Source organism: Chrysiogenes arsenatis DSM 11915 (assembly GCF_000469585.1).
GTDB classification, from domain to species: domain Bacteria; phylum Chrysiogenota; class Chrysiogenetes; order Chrysiogenales; family Chrysiogenaceae; genus Chrysiogenes; species Chrysiogenes arsenatis.
The window spans coordinates 160,679-178,354 of the sequence record NZ_AWNK01000005.1 but is presented as its reverse complement, the minus strand read 5'-3'; the positions used below and the strand labels follow the sequence as shown (position 1 = coordinate 178,354).

At 47.3% G+C, this 17,676-nt stretch carries 16 protein-coding genes and 1 pseudogene; 15 read left to right on the top strand and 2 right to left on the bottom strand.

The window, feature by feature from the left end:
* Nucleotide 1 precedes the first annotated feature (1 nt).
* The 5 genes from P304_RS13790 to P304_RS0103130 all read left to right on the top strand — a co-directional run bounded on the left by P304_RS13790 (nucleotide 2) and on the right by P304_RS0103130 (nucleotide 5,263).
* Complete coding sequence (locus P304_RS13790; protein WP_084417508.1) at nucleotides 2-1,075, top strand: DNA-directed RNA polymerase subunit alpha; 1,074 nt, start codon at nucleotides 2-4, stop codon at nucleotides 1,073-1,075.
* A 26-nt stretch (nucleotides 1,076-1,101) separates the two neighbouring features.
* Complete coding sequence (rplQ, locus tag P304_RS0103145; protein WP_027389349.1) at nucleotides 1,102-1,491, top strand: 50S ribosomal protein L17; 390 nt, start codon at nucleotides 1,102-1,104, stop codon at nucleotides 1,489-1,491.
* A 162-nt stretch (nucleotides 1,492-1,653) separates the two neighbouring features.
* Nucleotides 1,654-3,276 carry a phosphoglycerate dehydrogenase gene (gene serA, locus P304_RS0103140; protein ID WP_027389348.1) on the top strand — a complete coding sequence of 541 codons (1,623 nt, stop codon included), beginning with the start codon at nucleotides 1,654-1,656 and terminating at the stop codon, nucleotides 3,274-3,276.
* A 4-nt stretch (nucleotides 3,277-3,280) separates the two neighbouring features.
* Complete coding sequence (locus P304_RS13785) at nucleotides 3,281-4,282, top strand: bifunctional riboflavin kinase/FAD synthetase (RefSeq protein WP_051321363.1); 1,002 nt, start codon at nucleotides 3,281-3,283, stop codon at nucleotides 4,280-4,282.
* Between the two features lie 3 nt (nucleotides 4,283-4,285).
* On the top strand, nucleotides 4,286-5,263 hold the full coding sequence (locus tag P304_RS0103130) for a chemotaxis protein CheV (RefSeq protein WP_027389347.1): 978 nt from the start codon (nucleotides 4,286-4,288) through the stop codon (nucleotides 5,261-5,263).
* 65 nt (nucleotides 5,264-5,328) lie between these two features.
* On the opposite strand, the gene P304_RS0103125 is transcribed toward P304_RS0103130, so the two are convergent.
* Nucleotides 5,329-5,739 carry an Hsp20/alpha crystallin family protein gene (locus P304_RS0103125; RefSeq protein WP_051321362.1) on the bottom strand — a complete coding sequence of 137 codons (411 nt, stop codon included), beginning with the start codon at nucleotides 5,737-5,739 and terminating at the stop codon, nucleotides 5,329-5,331.
* A gap of 19 nt (nucleotides 5,740-5,758) precedes the next feature.
* Nucleotides 5,759-6,181: an Hsp20/alpha crystallin family protein gene (locus tag P304_RS0103120; RefSeq protein ID WP_051321361.1), complete on the bottom strand. Its 423-nt coding sequence runs from the start codon at nucleotides 6,179-6,181 to the stop codon at nucleotides 5,759-5,761.
* A gap of 252 nt (nucleotides 6,182-6,433) precedes the next feature.
* On the opposite strand from P304_RS0103120, the gene P304_RS13780 reads away from it, so the two are divergent.
* From P304_RS13780 to pheS, 10 genes and pseudogenes are all read left to right on the top strand, one after another.
* The gene (locus P304_RS13780) at nucleotides 6,434-6,859 is read left to right on the top strand and encodes an Hsp20/alpha crystallin family protein (protein ID WP_051321360.1); all 426 of its coding nucleotides are present in this window, start codon (nucleotides 6,434-6,436) and stop codon (nucleotides 6,857-6,859) included.
* Nucleotides 6,860-6,862: 3 nt separating this feature from the next.
* A complete protein-coding gene (lon, locus tag P304_RS13775) occupies nucleotides 6,863-9,346 on the top strand; it encodes an endopeptidase La (RefSeq protein WP_051321359.1) in 2,484 nt (827 codons plus the stop codon).
* Nucleotides 9,300-9,803: a DUF2062 domain-containing protein gene (locus tag P304_RS0103105; RefSeq protein ID WP_084417506.1), complete on the top strand. Its 504-nt coding sequence runs from the start codon at nucleotides 9,300-9,302 to the stop codon at nucleotides 9,801-9,803. Before lon ends, P304_RS0103105 begins: the two co-directional genes overlap by 47 nt.
* The gene (locus P304_RS0103100; protein WP_027389343.1) at nucleotides 9,787-10,701 is read left to right on the top strand and encodes a nucleotide-binding protein; all 915 of its coding nucleotides are present in this window, start codon (nucleotides 9,787-9,789) and stop codon (nucleotides 10,699-10,701) included. The genes P304_RS0103105 and P304_RS0103100 overlap by 17 nt, the downstream gene beginning before the upstream one ends.
* 23 nt (nucleotides 10,702-10,724) lie before the next feature.
* Nucleotides 10,725-13,301: a chemotaxis protein CheW gene (locus P304_RS16550; protein WP_084417505.1), complete on the top strand. Its 2,577-nt coding sequence runs from the start codon at nucleotides 10,725-10,727 to the stop codon at nucleotides 13,299-13,301.
* Between the two features lie 42 nt (nucleotides 13,302-13,343).
* Nucleotides 13,344-15,286 (top strand): annotated as a pseudogene (thrS, locus tag P304_RS17210) (threonine--tRNA ligase).
* A 112-nt stretch (nucleotides 15,287-15,398) separates the two neighbouring features.
* Entirely contained in the window at nucleotides 15,399-15,926 is a 528-nt protein-coding gene (gene infC / locus P304_RS0103085; protein ID WP_034763887.1) for a translation initiation factor IF-3, read from the top strand.
* Nucleotides 15,927-15,934: 8 nt separating this feature from the next.
* On the top strand, nucleotides 15,935-16,138 hold the full coding sequence (gene rpmI, locus P304_RS0103080) for a 50S ribosomal protein L35 (protein WP_027389341.1): 204 nt from the start codon (nucleotides 15,935-15,937) through the stop codon (nucleotides 16,136-16,138).
* A 15-nt stretch (nucleotides 16,139-16,153) separates the two neighbouring features.
* Entirely contained in the window at nucleotides 16,154-16,510 is a 357-nt protein-coding gene (gene rplT / locus P304_RS0103075; RefSeq protein WP_027389340.1) for a 50S ribosomal protein L20, read from the top strand.
* Nucleotides 16,511-16,643: 133 nt separating this feature from the next.
* Entirely contained in the window at nucleotides 16,644-17,666 is a 1,023-nt protein-coding gene (gene pheS, locus P304_RS0103070; RefSeq protein ID WP_027389339.1) for a phenylalanine--tRNA ligase subunit alpha, read from the top strand.
* Nucleotides 17,667-17,676 lie beyond the last annotated feature (10 nt).

Sequence of the window (17,676 nt, the reverse complement as noted above, 5' to 3'; positions counted from 1 at the left end):
TATGATGATGAATTGGAACGACATTATCAGGCCTAAAGCATTGGCGTGCGACACGGCAACGCTCACCCGTTCATACGGGAAATTTATTGCGGAACCGCTCGAAAGAGGGTTTGGAGTAACTCTCGGGAACGCGCTCCGTCGTGTATTATTATCGAGCCTTGAAGGCGCTGGGGTTACGTCGATTCGTATTGATAGTGTCATGCACGAATTTACGACGGTACCTGGTGTGGTTGAGGATGTAACGGATATTATTCTGAACATCAAACAACTACGCTTTTTGATGCATGCTCAAGGGCCAAAGACGGTTACACTCAATGCTAAAGGCGCTGGGGCAGTTACGGCAGCAATGCTGGCATGCCCGAATGAAGTCGAAGTGCTCAATCCAGAGCAGGTCATTGCGACGCTTGGTCGTGATGATGCTGAATTATCGATGTCGCTGAATGTGTCTATTGGCCGCGCCTATAGCTTGGCTGAAGATAATAAGTCGCAGGATGACACCATCGATACTATCGCGGTGGATGCGCTCTTTAATCCAGTTCGCAAAGTAAACTTTAACGTAGAGAGTGCTCGCGTTGGTCAAAACACGAACTACGATAAACTTATTCTCGAAGTATGGACAGATGGCAGCGTTAAACCTGATGATGCTATCGCCTTTGCTGCTAAAATCATTAAAGATCAACTGGCTATCTTTATCAACTTTGAAGAATCGGATGTTCCGGTTGACTTGGTTGAAGATGATGGTGATCGTGATGAACTTTTCAGTATTTTGAATAAGTCTGTCGAAGAGCTGGAATTGAGTGTTCGTTCATACAATTGTCTGAATAATATCAACATCGACACGATTGCTGATTTGGTAATTAAGACAGAGAATGAGCTTCTCAAAACGAAGAACTTTGGTAAGAAGTCACTGCTTGAAATCAAGGAAATCTTGAAAGAAATGAATTTAACTCTCGGGATGAATCTTGATGAACTTGGGTTTGTGAAAGCACCTTCTACTGGGGAAAGACCTCAACCACGTCCGGTAATGGATGTTGAAGATGGCGAAGACGAATTAGACGATATTGATGAGGAATAATCCTGAACCTGAAATGAGGAAAGAATATGCGTCATAATAATGCTCATGTCCGGCTTGGTCGCAACAGCACACAACGTAAAGCGTTGCTTCGTGCTCTTGCTTCAAGCTTGATTGTAAGCGGAAAGATTGAAACCACTTTGACCAAAGCTAAGGCTCTGCGCCCTGTGGTGGAGAAGCTGATTACACTTGGCAAGCGTGGCGACTTGCATGCACGTCGCTTGGTGCTCGCAAAAGTTCCGAATAAAGATGTTGTCAATACCCTTTTTTCTGACGTTGCGCCCCGTTTTGCAGAGCGTAACGGTGGGTATACGAGAATATTTAAAACGGGGAACCGCAAGGGCGATAACGCACCTATGGCTATCATCGAGCTCGTAGAAGCGTCTACACCATCAGCTCCTGAGGCTGCTGCTGAGTAAGTTGGTTGCGTTCTGATTTTTCGGGGCATTGCGCTAGAGCGCGATGCCTTTTTTTATTTTCTCTTCTCTATGAGAGTGGTAATGTGATGGGAAAATGAAGAGATTACTGCTATCTTCTCGAATTACTTTCTCGGAATAGACACCAATGAGAGGTCGCTAGATATGTATCGTATATTGGTCTCAGACGACATTGCTGATGAAGGGATTGCCCTTCTCGAAAATGACCCAGAAATTCACGTTGATGTCCAAACGAAATTAAGTCGTGATGAACTGTATGCCGTGGTTGGTGAGTATGATGCGTTGATTACCCGCAGCATGACAACGGTAGATGAAGAGCTTTTGCGTCATGTTACCGCTCGCATGCGGGTAATCGGCAGAGCTGGTGTTGGTCTTGACAATGTCGATGTTGAAGCCGCTTCAAAAAAAGGCATTGTGGTGTTAAATACCCCAACGGGAAATACATTAGCTGCCACTGAACATACTCTGGCGATGATGCTGGCTGCGTGTCGTATGTTGCCCCGAGCGCATAATTCGCTCGTAGGTGGTAAGTGGGATCGCAAGAGCTTTGTCGGTTTTGAGCTTTCTAAGAAAAAGATCGGCATTGTCGGGCTCGGTCGCATTGGTTCACAAGTTGCCAAACGAGCTCGTGGTTTCGATATGGATATATTTGCTTTTGATCCATATATTCGCAAAGAAAAAGCTGAAGCGCTTGGGGTAAAACTACTCGGATCGCTTGAAGAGCTTTTGAGTGCTGTTGATGTCCTCACGCTGCATACACCGAAAACTCCAGAAACGATTGGCATGATCGGTGCTGCTGAATTGGCACTGCTGAAAAAAGGGTCAATTGTCGTCAACGTGGCTCGTGGCGGGTTGATAGACGAGGACGCTTTATATGAAGCGTGCAAGATGAATCATATTCGCGCTGCGGCTATTGATGTTTTCGAGAAAGAGCCTGCCGTTGGGCATAAACTCTTTGAGCTTCCTAATGTGGTTGTAACACCGCATTTAGGGGCAAATACTGATGTGAGTCAGATAAACGTCGCTGTCATGGTGGCAGAGCAAGTGGTCAACGTGTTGAAAGGAAACGATTACGAAGGTGCAGTAAATATTCCTGCGGTGTTGACCAAACTTGACGTAGAGTTTCGCATCTATTTTGAGCTTGCTGAACGTATGGGAAAGATATTGGGCAGCCTTGTAGTGGATGCTATTGAAAGCTGTACGTGTGTCTACCGTGGGGCTCTCTTTGAAAAAGACTTTGGGCCACGATCTTTTGATGTGCCGCTGAATCTTTTGCCTTTTAGTGTGGCTGCTTTGAAAGGGATACTTGAGCCGAAACTTGAAGTCGGGGTGAGTTATATCGCCGCTCCATATGTGATGCGTGAACGTGGTATCGCTATTGAAGAGAGCAAAATACGTGCCTCGCGCGACTACAACCATTCAATGGAAATTATCGTCAAAACCGAAACCGTCACACTTTCCATAGCCGGTACCGTGTATGAAAACAATATGGCGCGTGTGGTGCGAATTGATCAATATGAAGTCGATTTTGAGCCTGTTCCGCCGATGGTGCTATTTAAAAATGTTGATAAGAATGGTGTTATTGGAGAAGTTGCGTCAATGCTGGGACGCGCAAAAATCAACATTTCAAACTTCAGTCTGAATCGTGATGCTCAGGCCGCGCTAGCGTTGGGAGTTTTAAATACTGATCAACTTGTTTCGGCAGATATCGTTCAATCGTTGCACACTATTGATGGAATTCTAAGCGCTACGGTGATTGGCGCTTAAGCAGATGCAAATTTTTTACAGCATCCACGAAGTAACTACTGATTTTCCGGCACCTGTTTTAACTATTGGGAATTTTGATGGTGTTCATGTTGGTCATCAGAAGATATTTCAGGCACTAACACGATCAGCTGATGAAATTGGTGGTACATCGCTTTGTTTGACGTTTGAGCCGCATCCACTGAAAGTGCTTCGGCCTGAGGGTATTCGACTGCTGATACCGCGCGAAGAGAAAATTCGTGCTATCGCTGCATCTGGTATTGATGTGTTAATTATTCAATCATTCAATGCCTTGTTTGCCTCATTAACGCCTGACGATTTCTTACGGCTGCTGGTTGATCGACTGCGCGTGACCAAGATTATTGTTGGCTATGATTATGCTTTCGGCAAAGATCGCCAAGGCGATATTGCCTATTTTGAAGCGCAGCAACAGGCGGGTCGATTTGCTTTTGAGGTGGTGCCGCCGCACGTTGAAGATGGAAAAGTGGTAAGCTCTAGCCGCATTCGCGCTTTGGTTGCCGAGGGCTTGGTTGATCTTGTGCCACGCTGTATGGGGCGACTCTATTCACTTTTTGGTCAGGTTGTGCATGGTGATGGGCGGGGGCGTGGAATTGGTTTTCCCACAGCGAACCTGTCATGTTCACACGAACTTTTGCCCAAGAATGGCGTTTATGCTACGCTCAGTAAAATCGGGAATAAGTTTTTTCCTTCGGTGACGAATATCGGCCAGAAGCCGACTTTTTCGCAGGGGACTCACGTATCAATCGAAACGCATATTCTGGATTTTGATCAAGATATTTATACGCTTGATATGGAAGTTCAATTTGCTTTGCGGATTCGTGACGAAATCAAGTTTAGCAGTGCTGATGAGCTGATTACCCAAATACAGGCCGACATGGTACGTGTACGGCTCTTTTTTTCTGACTGGGAGAGAGCGGTCAATGGTTTCGAAGCGTATAATGCTGCAAGGGCAATTGCCCCCGCAGCAGCTAAAGACGAAGGGCGGTGAAGTATGAGTCCGAACGTGTCTGGTAGTGGAGTGCAATCGTCGGGGAGTGGAATTCGCAAGCGTCCATTGGAAATACTCGAATTTTACATTGACCATGATGAAAATGGCGAACGCGTCGAGAAGTCATTTGCGATTAACGTTATCCGCGTTAAGGAAATTATCAAGCGTCCTGCTTTTACTAAAATCATTGATACCGATCCGGCTATTGTAGGGCTTTTTAACTTGCGCGACACCCTCATTCCGCTGATTGACCTGCCCGGATGGTTGGGCTTATCCAGCGAGGGATCGCAAAATGAAGTAGTTATCGTTACCGAACTAAGTGATAATTTTAACGGATTTCTTGTGAGTGGAATTAAGAAAATTCACCACTTGAGTTGGGATGATGTCAAAGTTCCCGATAAGATCGATAAAGAGAGTGCTGAATTTATTGCGGGTATTATCAGTCTGCAAGGGCATTTGATTATGGTGCTCGACTTCGAAACAATTTTAGCTAAAATTGGACGCTCAAAAATGCTTCCAGATATCAGCCGTTTTGAGGCGCTTTATTCTGAAGAACGGGAGAATTTCCGCGTATTAGTGGTTGACGACTCTGTTTTTTCACGTGATTTTGCCGAAAAAGTCTTTACGACAGTTGGCTATAATGTTGTTGGTGCGGAAAATGGTGTCGAAGCGTATCGCATCCTTGAAACACGAAAAGATTTGCAAATTGACTTTATTCTGACTGACCTTGAGATGCCGCAAATGGATGGACAGGAGCTTTTAGAGCGGGTCAAGAGCAACACAAACCTAGCTGACATACCAGGTCTTATTATTACTTCGCTATCCAATGCTGTTTCCTTGGATAGCGCGAAGCAAGCCAGCAATGGTGGTCCAATTATGCTTTCTAAGAGTGATATGGTGGCCGTTGTTGAAGCGGTCGATGGATTGCTTGGTGTGGAAGTAAATAAACTTACGAGCCAGTGGGATGTTCCGCGAGGTTAGAGTGAATAGTTGTCTAATAAATATAGTGGCGCACCTTGAGGTATCAGGGTGCGCCATTTTTTATGCTACTGAATGGTGATTTTGCGCGGTTTTTCGTCGGGTGATTTTTGAATGGTAAGCAAAAGTTCGCCATTTTCGTATTTTGCCTGAATCCGTCCGAGATCGAACTTTCTGTTAATACGGAACTGGCGGTAAAAGTCACGCGGTGTAAATTCGCGGTGATGGCATTCAGGCCGCGTTTCATGTGCTAATGTCGCGCTAATCGTCAGTGTGTCGCCTTCTGCGCTGATGGCAAGGTTTTCGCGTGCGACACCAGGCAAATCAAACGCCAGTGTAAGGTGATCACTGTATTCCAGGATGTCGACAAATGGTAATGCTGGTTTTGTATCGCCTTTTTTGGTTATTGAAGCAGATTCTTCGTGTTGCGTCATGTCAGTACCTGCTGAATGTATTGTGGCCAGTGTATGTTCGCTCATGGGAGCCCTCCTTTATTATTTATTGCGAAATCGCAATTTTGCGAGCTTTTGTGTGCTCAGCTTTGGGGATACGGATTTTGAGAATGCCATCAATGTAGTGAGCGCTTATCTTTTCCGTGTCGATATCTCCGTTTAGGGTTATGCTGCGCTTAAATTTTCCGATTCGTCTTTCGCGGCGGCTATATTCAACCCCTTCTTCGGAGATGGGCTTTCGTTCCAGTTCGACTGTCAGCATGTTTTTGTTGACGTTCATGTCGATATTTTCCTTGGCAATTCCTGGACACGAAAGTTCAGCGCAGTAGGCCTCTTCGTCCTCATACAAGTTCATTGCGGGGTACGTTGTGTCGTATCCGTTGAGATTTCGACTTGTGCGAGGGCGCACCGCGAAGTCAAAATCCTTCATCAGCATGTCCATTCCGTTGAGAATGTTCAAATAACTCATGGAAAACCTCCTCATAATGTAATGTGCTGGCATAGGTGTTTTCAAATGGAATGCCATATTGTTAATGTGTTGATTTAACATTGTTTACGTGAGATCATTTGGCGGGCACGTTGTGCTGTTGGCGTGGCAAATGCCGTTGCATGTGTGGTATTTGCCACGCCCGCAACGTGTGTATTCAGTCGTAGCCAGTGGAGTGGAATTGTAGTAAAGTGGCGACGCTTTTAGGCTCAAGGTGATTGGAAGGGTGCGTGTATGGCCTTTTATGGTGCCAGTGGGATTGGTCGCTTTCCGCATACGGATGATTCGCTTATTCAGGAGTATTTGACACGCCTTACAGGGTCGCCGCACGCGTTGGCGGTTCCGGCGCTTGATATTTTTGAGTATGCTGATCGGTATGTGCTGGAAATTGAACTCCCTGGTGGGCTAAAAAAAGAAGACATTTCGTTGCGTTATATTGATCGCAACCTGATTTTAACGGGGCTTCTGCGCTCATCGTCCCTTCCTGAGGGAGCCAGCTATATACAGGCGGAAAGGCCAACGGGCACCTTTACACGCGTAATCCATTTAAGTGATCTTGTGGATATTGAGAATACAAAAATGGACTATACTCTGGGGATTTTAACGATTACCATTTTTAAAAGTGGTGAAAAAACAATAGAAATTCGGCTAGAAGGATAAATAATGGAAAACAATAGCAATAACGAAAACAACCAATCTCCGACAAATAAAAATGGTAATAGTACAGATAGCCATACCCTTTTTGATGGGCAAGGGACGTTGGTCGAAAACATTCCTGACCAAATGCCACTACTGCCTATCCGCGATATTGTGGTCTACCCGTTTATGCTCTTGCCGCTGTTTATTGGGCGTGACGTTTCGGTTAGTGCCATTAATAAAGCACTTGCCGGAGATCGTTATATTTTTCTGGCAACACAAAAAGATACCACTCAGGAAAATCCTGGCGCTGATGACGTGTATCGCGTTGGAACTGCCGCGTCAATTATTCGTATGCTCAAGCTACCTGATGGTCGCGTGAAAGTGCTTGTGCAGGGTTTGCATAAGGGATCTATCTCTGAATTCGTGCCGGAAAATGATTACCTGTTGGTCAATGTGAAGAAACTGTACGATAAGCCGGTAAGCATTGAGGGGTTGCGCGTTGAAGCGTTAATTCGCAACGTAAAAGAGCAACTGAACCAGGTGGTTCAGTATGGGAAAATGATACTTCCTGATGTGCTTGCGTTGATAGAAACACTCGATGATCCCGGAAAGCTGGCGGATATTGTTGCCGCAAACATGGCGCTAAAAATTGAAGACGCTCAAGCTATTTTAGCAGAAGACCATCCTGTTAAGCGGTTGCGGAAGGTCTATACAGTACTAGCAAAAGAGCTGAAACTCCTTGATATGCAAGTGAAAATTCAGTCGGAAGCCAAAGGCGAAATGGATAAATTGCAACGCGACTACTACTTGCGTGAGCAGTTAAAAGCTATTCAGAAGGAGCTCGGTGACACCGACGAAGTTGGCGAAGAGATCACGGAGTTGGAAGAGAAGATTCAAAAAGCGAAAATGCCTAAAGAGGTAGAAAAAGAAGCGCTGAAGCAACTGGGGCGCTATAAGCGGATGCATCAGGATGCTTCGGAAGCGAATATTATCCGCACGCACCTCGATTGGTTGATCGAGTTGCCGTGGAAAAAACGGACGCGTGATAATCTTGATCTGAATGCTGCCCAAACGATTCTTGACGAGGATCATTATGGATTAAAGGATATCAAGGATCGGATAGTCGAATATCTCGGAGTGAAAAAACTCAAACCCGATATGCACGGCCCTATTCTCTGTTTTGCCGGCCCTCCGGGAACTGGCAAGACATCGCTTGGCCGCTCGATCGCACGCGCTTTAGGGCGAAAATTCATCCGCATTTCTCTTGGTGGTGTTAAGGATGAAGCGGAAATCCGCGGCCACCGCAGGACGTATGTCGGCGCCATGCCGGGGAAAATTATTCAGGGGATGAAGACGGCAGGAACAGTCAATCCGCTTTTTATGCTCGATGAAATTGATAAGCTTGGCTACGACTATAAAGGCGATCCTTCGAGTGCTATGCTGGAGGTGCTGGATCCTGAACAAAATAGCACGTTTGCCGATCATTATATTGGCATGCCGTACGATTTGAGTAAGGTTATGTTTATCTGCACGGCCAATAATATTCACTCTATACCTGCCGCTCTGCGCGACCGTATGGAGATTATTGAGCTCTCAAGCTATACCGAAGAAGAAAAATTGCAGATTGCGCGCAAGTATCTTCAACCAAGACAGTTGGAAGCGAATGGCATCAGTTGTGACTATCTTGATTTAACCGACCCCGTACTGACACAGATTATCAGGCAGTACACAAAAGAAGCTGGTGTACGAAATCTTGAGCGCGAGCTGGGGCGGGTTTGCCGTAAAGTCGCGAAAAAGGTTGCCGATGGCGAGAAAAAACTCTTTAAGGTGACTGCAGCGAACTTGCATAAATACCTTGGCACCCCGAAAGTGCTACAGGAAGAAGAGAATAAACAGGATGCTGTCGGTGTCGTAAACGGTCTCGCATGGACGCAGGTCGGTGGAGAGCTTCTCCTTATCGAGGTTGCTAGTATGGTCGGCAAGGGACAATTAACGCTAACGGGGCAATTAGGCGATGTGATGAAAGAATCCGCCCATGCGGCTTTCACCTATGTGAAGCATTTAGCGATTGATTTGAACTATAAGCCCGAGCTTTTTGGCAAGCGCGATTACCACGTTCACGTTCCGGCTGGAGCTATTCCTAAGGATGGCCCGAGTGCCGGCATGACCATCGCTACTGGCTTGATAAGCGATGTGGCGCAGGTCGCCGTGCGTCATAAGGTTGCTATGACGGGTGAGGTGACGATCCGCGGTAATATTCTGCCGATTGGTGGCCTGAAGGAGAAAGCACTGGCAGCAGCACGGGCACATATCCGAGAAATAATTATTCCGCTCGGGAACAAAAAAGATATTGCTGATATTCCGCAAAAAGTGAGAGATTCACTAAAAATTCATACGGTGGAGCACATGCGGGAGGTCTTGAAAATAGCCCTCGTCAAAAAACTGGAGCCGGTGGTGCGGGATGAGGAAATTGGCGTATCTGCGCCTGATGAGAAGGAAGCTCCATAAGTATTTTGATGTTCGCGGAGTACTGCGACGCCTGCTGAGCCTGAATGATTCTGCTCACCACATTGCGCTTTCCTTTGGAATTGGTGTCGTCATTGGGTTTGTGCCGATATTGGGAGTGCAGACAGTGCTATCTTTAGGGGGAGCATGGCTTTTTCGGCTGAACGCGGTTGCCGTGGTGTCTGGCTCATTGATTACGAACCCGCTGACGTTCCTTCCGTTTTACGGCCTAGCTTTTAAGGTTGGATCATGGCTTTTTCCGCAACCTGGTGAAATAGAGCCTTTTCCCCTAGGAAGCGGTATGGATTTGGAACAGGTTTTAGCGTTTGTCAAACCACACTTAGTTGAGTTTTTGTTGGGATGTGCTATTGTTGGCACTGCTTTTGGAGTAATTTTCTATTTCTTACTCCGTTCTTTCATAATTCGTTACAGAAGTGGAAATAATGGAAAGTCAAAATAGTCCAAAAATTATTGCAATCGGAGGCGGCAAAGGTGGGGTCGGGAAAAGCCTGATATCCGCCAATATCGCTATCCTGTTTGCGCACTACGGTCGCAAAACAGTAGCGTTTGATGCTGATTTCGGTTGCTCAAATCTCCATACCTGCCTCGGCATGGGACGTCCGGAACGTTCGCTGGCAGACTTTGTCGATCGACGCGTGGCCTCCTTGGAGGAAACCTTCGTCGCGTCGCCATACCCGAATCTTAATCTCGTGAGTGCACACGTTGATACGGGAACGTTGACGGATATGCACCATTCTACGTGGGACAGGATCCTTAAATCAATGCAACGCCTTCCAGTTGACTGTGTGATTATCGACTTAGGTGCGGGGAGTTCGCGCGAAAAGATCGATATTTTTTTGGAGATTGACCAAGGGATCATTGTTGTGACACCCGAACCAACCAGTGTGGAAAATGCCTATAGTTTTCTAAAAAACTGCATCCGTCGCTTAACACTGCAAACATTCAAAAATAATGTTGTGGTGCGTCGGATTGTGAAAGAAATATTTGAAAATCCCAAAGAGACGTTTAAAACGGAGACGCTGTTGCGTGCGCTGTGGGAGTTTAAGCCAGAATTTGGGCGGCGCTTGCAAGAAGAGCTGACCAGAATTTCACCACTACTCATCATGAACATGGTGCGCGAAGAGTCTGATCGTCGCGTCGGTCAAGGTTTAGAAGATATACTGCGGCAATATCTCTTATTAAATGCACGCTTTATTGGCTATTTGCCGTATGAAGCAGCGATCGTCCGTTCTGTTCGTGAATCAAAGCCGATAGTGAGCATGGGCGAAAACTCCTTGGCGCTTAAATCACTGAAGCACCTAGTGGGGCAGATCAATTTCATTAACCAGAATTCTTGAATGTCTCTTTTGCGGGAGGGTGTATGACAACAGAAGCTCAGGGGAAGAAAACCTCGGAGGAAAATGAAAATCTTGACAGCATGTTGCAGCTTGTAGGGTTTACCCTCGGCTCGGAAGAGTATTGTATTGATATCCTTTCGGTTCAGGAGATCAACAAGCGGATGCACATCACGCGTGTTCCGAAGGCGCTTCCGTATGTGAAAGGGGTCATTAACCTCCGTGGGAAGGTTATTTCGGTTATTGATTTACGTCGTCGTTTTCATTTGCCAGAAGAAAATTTTGATAATAATACCCGCATTATGGTGATCGACCTTGCGAAGGAAACGATGGGATTTATTGTCGATAGTGTGACCGAAGTTATCCGCATTCCAGTGAAACGGGTTGACCCGACACCGCCCTTGATTGGCCATATCAGCAACGAATACTTGCTGGGAGTTGGGAAAACTGATGATCGTCTGCTTATTATTCTTGATCTGAACCGCGTGGCGGGTTTTGTTAATGAAGATGGCCGCCCGTACCTCTCCGAACTCGAACGGACAATCAAAAAAGCGCATGGATTACTGAAAGAAGAAGCTCCGCCCCGTCCTACTCGTTCAGCTAAAGAGAAAGAAGCCGAACCCAAGCCCAAGGCTGAGAAAAAAGCTGAACCGGAAATACATGGATTAGCACTTGCCGAAGACCGTGACGCGAGCGCCTCTAAAAAAGTGAGTGCATCATCGGATAATCTTGATGACCTGATTGCCCTTGAGTTGCAAAAACGCGAAGAGGAAGATGAAATCCGCCTCGCAATGCTTGCAGAGGATCGCAAAGATCGCGAGGCGCTGGTCGCACGTGGTGCTGCCGTGCCGCCAGAAGAGGTTGGTGATCTTGACGACTTGATTGCTATAGAGTTGCGCAAGCGTGAAGAAGAAGATGCCTTGCGTATTGCTCAGTTGCGCCAGATGGAAGAGGATGGAGAGGCGACCGCCTTATTGGCAAAAGACGATGCCACCCATCTTGACGATTTGATTGCGCTGGAATTGGAAAAGCGCGAACGCGAAAACGAGGAGCGGCTGGCGCTCATCCAAGGGGAAGCTGGAAAAAAGAATAGTCCATCAGAAGACACGAGTGTCACTCAGCCTGACTCTCTGATGGATGACGTGTATGAGGCTGACTCTGCATTTCCAGAAGTTTCTGGCGACGAATCTGTGATTCAGGATGATGTTGCCACCTCTGATGATACCGCTATTAGCGCGATCATGGGGGATATCCTGTCGCAAATTGCGGATCAACGCGTTGAGGTTAATCGCATAACCGAGGAACATGCGATGCATGTTTCGCTTGATGAATTTGCGGCACTTCAAGAAGAGCTTCATGCTGCCGTTAACCCTGATCTAGAGCACGATGAGGACTTACTGGGAAACGCAGTCGGGGGTGAGACCCCCGAAACCATACTTGACGAAACGTGTGAAACACTGGCTGAACCCGAAGCGTTACACGAGTTGCCGCTAGATGACGAAGATGCGGTTCTCACTATCGAGGATAGTGCCGATGACTCATCGGTGCTTGAAACGGAAGCATGCGTAGCGTTGGATGGCGGGGTAAAGGTCGATGTTATTGAAGAGCAACCTGTAGCGGAAGCCGTCGGTGAGATCGACAAGAGTCAATCAACTCCACACGTGGAATCCAAGGCTGATGAAGAGTGGAACGTCGATGTGTTTGCCGCAGATGATGAATTGTTGGCATACCTTGGTGAAGTTGAAACCGCTTCGGTGTCGGATGCCCCTACCGCTGTCGACGACCAACAAGAGCTATCTGATGAGTTGCGCGCCTATGATGCTGAAGTTGATGAGCTCTTTGAGATAGATGAGACGTTGCTGAGTGAACTTGAAGAGTCGCTCGATTTTATTGAATCAGAAGCAAGGCATGCTGAGGCGCAAAAGTCAGAAATCGTTACCAAGACGAAACACGCGTCCTTGGTGGAGTCTGGTGGCGATGCAGAGGTCGAATCGATCTGTGCCTATCTCGATGCACTTTTGCAGGGGAATCTCGATGCGACCTTTGACGTTGCCCCCGAAATAGAAACCTATCTCGGGCAGATTCAATCGCTCCTTATGGCGGCGCGTATAACTGCATCAAGCGCACGTGATGAAGTGCCGGCAATTATAGATTCGCTCTATGAAAGTTCGCGTTATGCTGAAAGCAGTACGAATACTATCCTCGATTTGTCGGAACGGATTTTGGCGAGTAATACCCGATTTTTGGACGATTTCGGACAGACACAACAGAGCTTTTCGGCGCTTGACCCAGAGAAGCGTGAGAAAAAGCTTTCTGCCTTGCAAAGTGAAGTTGATACTTCGATAGATAATATTTTCGAAATTATGGGTGCGTTAGAGTTCCAGGATATTACGAAGCAACGGATTCAGAAGCTTGAAAAGAAAGTTCAGGGACTCAAAGCGACGTTAGTTGATATGCGTGGCTTAATTAAGTGCCTTGATAATGAAGAAGATGATAGCGTTGACCTCTCAATGTTCTTTGGCGAAGAGGAGGTTGAAACCCCTGAAGCCGCAAAGGATCAACTGGCGATTGACGCGTTACTGCGTGAAATGGGTCTCGACTAGAAGCTTGTTGGTATTTTTTATGAAAGGATCAAAGCGTTATTCATGTTAACTATTACACTTCCTGACAATTCAGTAAAAACATTCGAGAGTGCGAGCATTACGCCGTACGACGTGGCCGCCTCCATTGGAAATCGTCTGGCAAAAGAGGCCTTAGCGGCGCAGGTTGATGGTCGCATGAGCGATTTATATGCTCCAATTACTCAGGACGCGCGTGTTGCCTTGATAACACCTGCTTCTGATGAAGGGCGGGAAATACTCCGTCATTCTACGTCGCATGTTATGGCTCAAGCCGTAAAAGATCTTTTTGGTGGCGAAAAAGTTAAAGTCGCTATCGGTCCGGCCATAAGTGAAGGTTTTTATTATGATTTCGATATGGAGTATCGTTTAGCGCCAGAAGATCTTGAGCGAATTGAACAGCGGATGCGCGAGATCATTGCCACCGATGGAAGTTTTACGCGCCAAGAAGTAACACATCAGGCCGCGGTTGATATTTTTACTCGGCAGCAAGAAACCTATAAGGTTGAATTGCTTGCAGGAATTGACGCGCCAACGGTGAGCCTCTATTGCTGTGGCTCTTTTACTGATCTCTGCCGCGGGCCGCATGTGCCAAGCTACCGCCATATTGGTGCTTTTAAGCTGTTAAGCATTGCCGGTGCCTATTGGCGTGGCGATGAAAAACGCCCTATGTTGCAACGTGTTTACGGCACTGCATTTGCGACGGAAAAAGNGAAGAGGCTAAAAAACGTGATCACCGTAAGCTCGGCAAGGATCTTGATCTGTTCCACTTTGACTCTGAAGTCGCGAGTGCATCGCCGTTTTTCCATCCACGTGGTGCGACGATTTACAACGAACTCATTCGCTTTCTGCGTACCATGTACCGTCATGAAGGGTACCAAGAGGTAATTACGCCGCAAGTGCTTGATGTCGATTTGTGGCATAAGAGCGGCCACTATGACAATTATCAGGAAAATATGTTTTTCACTTCGCTTGACGATAAAATGAACGCCCTCAAGCCAATGAACTGTCCCACGCATGTACTGATTTATGGGGCGCAAAATCGTTCCTATCGTGATCTGCCGCTGCGATACACCGACTTTGGGCGCTTACACCGCTATGAGCGCAGTGGCGTGGTGCAAGGGCTGACTCGGGTGCGGACGTTCAGCCAAGATGATGGGCATATTTTTTGTCGGCCCGATCAGATTGAAGGGGAAATTAAAAATCTGATTGACTTGATCATGAAAATATATAGAGTATTCGGTTTTGAAACGGTTAAGGTTGGACTCTCTACCCGTCCTGAGAAAAGTATCGGTAGTGACGAGATCTGGGAGAAGGCTGAAGCGGCTTTGCGTTGGGCGCTCGAAAGCTCGAATACCCCGTTCCATGTGAACGAAGCCGATGGAGCCTTCTACGGCCCGAAAATCGATTTTCAGGTGAGCGATGCTATTCGCCGCGATTGGCAGTTAGCAACCATTCAACTTGATTTTTCGATGCCAAGCCGCTTTGATGTAAGCTACATCGCCGAAGATGGGACGCGTCAGACACCGGTACTGATTCACCGCGCTATCTTAGGTTCGCTGGAACGCTTTATGGGACTCTACCTGGAGCATACCGCTGGGGCTGTTCCGTTCTGGCTGGCGCCGGTTCAGGTTACCCTGATTCCTGTAAGCGATTCGCACGTTGAATTCTGCCGGAACTTGGCACAGACCTTGATTGCAATTGGCCTGCGGGTTGAACTTGACCTTGCGAGCGAATCAATGGGGAAGAAAATTCGTAATTCGCAGATAGTGAAGACGCCATTTACGCTGGTTGTCGGGGATCGCGAAATGAATGAGCAGGTTTTTGGCGTTCGCCGCTATGGCGCGAAAGAGCCCTTCAGTGCCTCGTGGCCAGAATTACTGACGACGCTGCACGAAAAGCGTTATGAAGCGCACAACGCGATGGGGTATCTGGTTCCACCAGTGCATCAGGTTCCTATCGAGCGCTAACACCGTACCATTTACTCCCATGCGGGAGATGGAATATAGACGACACCACCACACGTCGCTACAATCAGATGGGCAGTGCCCACCAGGAGGATGACACATTATCAACAAGGACATGAAGGGGCCCAAGACCCCAAAAGTGAGACTCAACGAGGACATCAATTGCCCCGAAGTGCGGGTTGTTGGCGATGACGGCGAACAACTTGGTATCATGAGTGCTCGAGAAGCGATTGAAGCGGCGCGAAACAGGGGATTAGATCTTGTCGAAGTAGCCCCGGCCGCCNAACCGCCGGTTTGTAAGATTATGGACTACGGTAAGTACGCTTACATTCAGACTAAAAAGCAAAAAGAAGCCAAGAAAAACCAGAAGCAAATTGTCATTAAAGAAGTAAAACTTCGCCCGAAAATCGAAGAGCATGATTATGCGTTTAAACTCAAGCATGCACTCAATTTTCTTGCCGATGAGGCGAAGGTAAAGGTTACTATTATGTATCGCGGCCGTGAAATGGCGCATACCGAAATAGGGCGGAACATTCTTGATAAGTTTGCGGCTGATGTGGCGGGCAGCGGTGTGATAGAAGCACCACCGAAGCTTGAAGGTCGGAATATGTCTATGATGATTGCACCGGTAAAAAACAAATAGGAGATCCTATGTCCAAGACTAAATTGAAGACAAAACGGGCGGCAGCGAAACGTTTTTCGCTTACCGGTACCGGAAAAGTTAAGTGCAATAGCGCGAATATGCGCCATATCCTCACCAAAAAAGCTCCGAAGCGCAAGCGTCAACTACGTGGTGGTGCACTGGTCGATAAGGCCGATGTTGCCAACGTAATTCGCATGATTCCGTACGCTTAAAATAAGGAGAGAGATATGGCTCGAGTCAAAGGTGGCTTTACCACCAAAAATCGTCACAAAAAAGTAATTAAACAAACAAAAGGTTTTCGCGGAGCCCGTAAAAATCTTTTCAAAATGGCGAACAACACGCTCACACGCGCGTTGAACTATGCGTTCCGCGACCGTCGTGTCCGTAAGCGTGATTTCCGTAAACTCTGGATCATCCGGATAAATGCAGCTGCTCGCCTTCACGGTTTGAGCTATAGCCGCTTTATGTTCGGGCTCAAGCAGGCCGGCATAGAGATGGATCGCAAAGTATTGGCTGACCTTGCCGTGCGTGACCCGCAGGCGTTTGAGGCAGTTGTTATGCAAGCTAAAGGCTCTCTGGGATAAATATCTCTGGTAGAAGCGATCGAATATGGTGGTGTGTAGTTGAGCAAAAGGCCTCTGGCTTTCCGGAATAGGAAAGCCAAGGCTTTTTGTTTTTTTGAGTGATGAATACGATCAGTTCAAGGCGGTATATGTGATACACGAACGACTTGGTCAAATACGGGATGAAGCATTACACGCGGTTGCTGTCGTGGCCGATACCCGTGAGCTTGGCGAACTTAAAGTGCGATACTTAGGAAAGAAAAGTCCTATTACGGAAGTATTAGGTGGCATGAAAGATGTTCCGCCTGCCGAACGTCCGCGCATTGGCGAGGTGGCAAATCAGGTGCGCGATGCGTTAGCACTGGCCATAGAGCAGCGTGGAGAGGCGTTAAAGCAGGCTGAACTGCTGACGCGGCTGGAAGGTGAACGGCTGGATGTAACCCTCCCCGGGCGTCGCCCAGCACAAACAGGAAGCATCCACCCGCTTTCGCGCGTGATGCAAGAAATTGTTGATGTTTTTGGCTCGCTGGGATTCACCGTTGCCGAAGGGCCGGAGATCGAGAAAGATTTTTACAACTTTGAAGCATTAAACATTCCCCGCAATCACCCGTCGCGCGATATGCAAGATACTTTTTATATATCTGAAGATATTTTGCTGCGCACGCACACTTCGCCAGTGCAGGTACGGACGATGTTGCAACAGCGTCCGCCAGTGCGGATTATTGCTCCGGGAAAAGTGTATCGCTGTGATAGCGACATTACCCATACGCCGATGTTTCATCAGGTTGAAGGGTTATTAATTGATAAAAAAACTACCTTTGCTGAGCTCAAAGGGGTTTTGGAATATTTCTGTCAGGCGATGTTTGGTGCAAAAACGGCCGTCCGTTTTCGCCCTTCGTTTTTTCCGTTTACGGAACCGAGTGCCGAAGTTGATATCGAATGTGTCATGTGTCGTGGCAAAGGATGCCGCGTGTGCAAAATGACGGGTTGGCTGGAAATTTTGGGGTGCGGGATGGTCGATCCAAATGTCTTTGGCTCGGTTGAGTACGACCCTGAAGTGTATCAGGGGTTCGCTTTTGGTATGGGCGTTGAGCGGATAACGATGTTAAAATACGGTATCAATGACCTGCGCCTTTTCTTTGAAAATGACCTGAGCTTCCTAGCTCAGTATCGCTAGGAGTGCCGCG

Bases quoted from the DNA above. Each gene is read 5' to 3' on its own strand.
- P304_RS13780 (WP_051321360.1), top strand. From the start codon at position 6,434: ATGGCCTTTTATGGTGCCAGTGGGATTGGTCGCTTTCCGCATACGGAT.
- rplT (WP_027389340.1), top strand. From the start codon at position 16,154: ATGGCTCGAGTCAAAGGTGGCTTTACCACCAAAAATCGTCACAAAAAA.
- serA (WP_027389348.1), top strand. From the start codon at position 1,654: ATGTATCGTATATTGGTCTCAGACGACATTGCTGATGAAGGGATTGCC.
- P304_RS0103100 (WP_027389343.1), top strand. From the start codon at position 9,787: ATGGAAAGTCAAAATAGTCCAAAAATTATTGCAATCGGAGGCGGCAAA.
- P304_RS0103120 (WP_051321361.1), bottom strand. From the start codon at position 6,181: ATGAGTTATTTGAACATTCTCAACGGAATGGACATGCTGATGAAGGAT.
- P304_RS0103105 (WP_084417506.1), top strand. From the start codon at position 9,300: ATGAGGAAATTGGCGTATCTGCGCCTGATGAGAAGGAAGCTCCATAAG.
- rpmI (WP_027389341.1), top strand. From the start codon at position 15,935: ATGTCCAAGACTAAATTGAAGACAAAACGGGCGGCAGCGAAACGTTTT.
- rplQ (WP_027389349.1), top strand. From the start codon at position 1,102: ATGCGTCATAATAATGCTCATGTCCGGCTTGGTCGCAACAGCACACAA.
- P304_RS13790 (WP_084417508.1), top strand. From the start codon at position 2: ATGATGATGAATTGGAACGACATTATCAGGCCTAAAGCATTGGCGTGC.
- lon (WP_051321359.1), top strand. From the start codon at position 6,863: ATGGAAAACAATAGCAATAACGAAAACAACCAATCTCCGACAAATAAA.
- P304_RS13785 (WP_051321363.1), top strand. From the start codon at position 3,281: ATGCAAATTTTTTACAGCATCCACGAAGTAACTACTGATTTTCCGGCA.
- P304_RS0103125 (WP_051321362.1), bottom strand. From the start codon at position 5,739: ATGAGCGAACATACACTGGCCACAATACATTCAGCAGGTACTGACATG.
- P304_RS16550 (WP_084417505.1), top strand. From the start codon at position 10,725: ATGACAACAGAAGCTCAGGGGAAGAAAACCTCGGAGGAAAATGAAAAT.
- P304_RS0103130 (WP_027389347.1), top strand. From the start codon at position 4,286: ATGAGTCCGAACGTGTCTGGTAGTGGAGTGCAATCGTCGGGGAGTGGA.